Genomic DNA, 1,844 nt, shown 5'->3' on the forward strand with positions numbered 1-1,844 from the left:
TCCGTGCTTTCCAGATGGTTGCGCAACGCTGTCTGCAGGGCCGGGAGGCTGTCGTATTTCTTGATGCCGCCGTACGGGGTATAGAGGATGGCACCGCAGTCGTCCGGCGTTGCACTGAGGATGAACACCCCGGCCAATGTCAGGGCGGGCAGGGTGCCTGCCTTGATCTGAACGCTTTGGGCCAGCATCGGTGGCGACTGTTGGCTGCGCAGTGCCTGGGTCACCAGCGTGACATGGGCCAACCAGTCGAAATCTTTGTCGTTCAGGCCGTGGGTCTTGCCGAGTTCTGCCCTCAGCCCCTTGTATTTCAGAGCTTCGGGAAATAACAGCGCAGCGACGGGATTGAGCATCTTCAAGTCTCTTTGCGGGGCGCACTGATGAGCGCCGTCAGAAGGAGGCACGAGACTAGGAGGGGGGGGCGATTCACAGGTGGTAGATAGTTATTGCACGTTGCAGGTAAATGTCTGTCAGGCGGGTGCGCGGCGGGCACGCTCGCGATGATCGCGGCGTTATTGAGGGTTGACAGGCGGCAGCCCGGGCATGGTTAATCGACTGGCAAATTGTCCATACGCTGTTGTTCCCTCCAATAATCATTCTGGAGCTTCAGATGTCTGCGCCACACGATCATGTGTCCTCTGCTGCCTCGTCGTCGGTATCGCTCGACGCGCTGACGCAACTGCTTGAAACGATTTTCCTGCGCCACGGCACGTCTGACGAAGTGGCCCGGGTGCTGGCCGCCAACTGCGCCAGTGCCGAGCGCGATGGTGCCCATAGCCACGGTGTCTTCCGGATTCCCGGGTACGTCTCGACCCTGAAAAGCGGCTGGGTCAATGGCCATGCCGTGCCGCAGGTGGAAGACGTGGCTTCCGGGTTTGTCCGGGTCGACGCCGGCAACGGGTTTGCCCAGCCAGCACTGGCCGCCGCCCGGTCATTGCTGGTGGAGAAGGCGCGCCAGGCGGGGATCGCGGTGTTGGCGATTCGCAACTCCCATCACTTCGCCGCACTGTGGCCGGATGTCGAACCTTTTGCCGATGAAGGCCTGGTCGCGCTGAGTGTGGTCAACAGCATGACCTGCGTGGTGCCGCACGGCGCCGACCGCCCGCTGTTCGGCACTAACCCGATCGCCTTTGCCGCGCCGCGCGCCGGTGCCGCACCGATTGTCTTCGACCTTGCCACCAGCGCCATCGCCCATGGCGATGTGCAGATCGCCGCGCGCAAGGGCGAACGATTGCCGGCAGGCATGGGTGTGGACAGCCTCGGCCAGCCGACCCAGGACCCCAAAGCGATTCTTGAAGGCGGCGCGCTGCTGCCGTTTGGCGGGCACAAGGGCTCGGCGCTGTCGATGATGGTGGAACTGCTTGCGGCGGCGCTGACGGGCGGCAACTTTTCTTTCGAGTTTGACTGGTCCGGGCACCCCGGCGCGAAAACCCCGTGGACCGGGCAATTGCTGATCGTCATCGACCCGAGCAAGGCGGCCGGGCAGAGTTTTGCCGAGCGCAGCGAGGAGTTGGTGCGGCAGATGCACGGTGTCGGGCTCAAGCGTTTGCCCGGTGATCGTCGACACGCCCAGCGCGCCCGTTCACTGGCCGAAGGCATCCTGCTGGATCAGCAGACGCTGGCGCAGTTGCGCGAACTGGCAGGACAGTAATTTCGTTGCGCGCAAGAAAAAGGCGAGCCCTGAGGCTCGCCTTTCGTTGTCTGCCAGTTGCTTAACGGCGGCCCAGCAACAAGCCGACTACCAGACCGAAACCGGCCGAGATGGCCACGGTCTGCCACGGATGGCCGCCGATGTAGTTCTCGGTGGCATCGACCGCCGGTTTGGTGCGATCGCGCACGCTCGATAC

3 protein-coding genes are annotated in these 1,844 nt (G+C 63.3%); 1 reads left to right on the forward strand and 2 read right to left on the reverse strand.

The window, feature by feature from the left end:
• Positions 1–350 (reverse strand): hypothetical protein (locus DBR24_RS34300; RefSeq protein ID WP_371921378.1); only part of this gene is annotated, 350 nt, incomplete at its 3' end.
• Positions 351–607: 257 nt separating this feature from the next.
• On the opposite strand from DBR24_RS34300, the gene DBR24_RS29045 reads away from it, so the two are divergent.
• The gene (locus tag DBR24_RS29045) at positions 608–1,648 is read left to right on the forward strand and encodes an Ldh family oxidoreductase (RefSeq protein WP_128616415.1); all 1,041 of its coding nucleotides are present in this window, start codon (positions 608–610) and stop codon (positions 1,646–1,648) included.
• A gap of 61 nt (positions 1,649–1,709) precedes the next feature.
• Here DBR24_RS29045 and DBR24_RS29050 read toward each other — a convergent pair.
• The coding region (locus tag DBR24_RS29050; RefSeq protein WP_128616416.1) for a YqjD family protein at positions 1,710–1,844 on the reverse strand (135 nt) is incomplete at its 5' end.

Origin of the sequence: Pseudomonas sp. HMWF006, from assembly GCF_003061205.1 — a bacterium.
Lineage (GTDB): Bacteria > Pseudomonadota > Gammaproteobacteria > Pseudomonadales > Pseudomonadaceae > Aquipseudomonas > Aquipseudomonas monsensis.

Coding starts and splice junctions, on each gene's coding strand:
- DBR24_RS29045 (WP_128616415.1), top strand. CDS start 608: ATGTCTGCGCCACACGATCATGTGTCCTCTGCTGCCTCGTCGTCGGTA.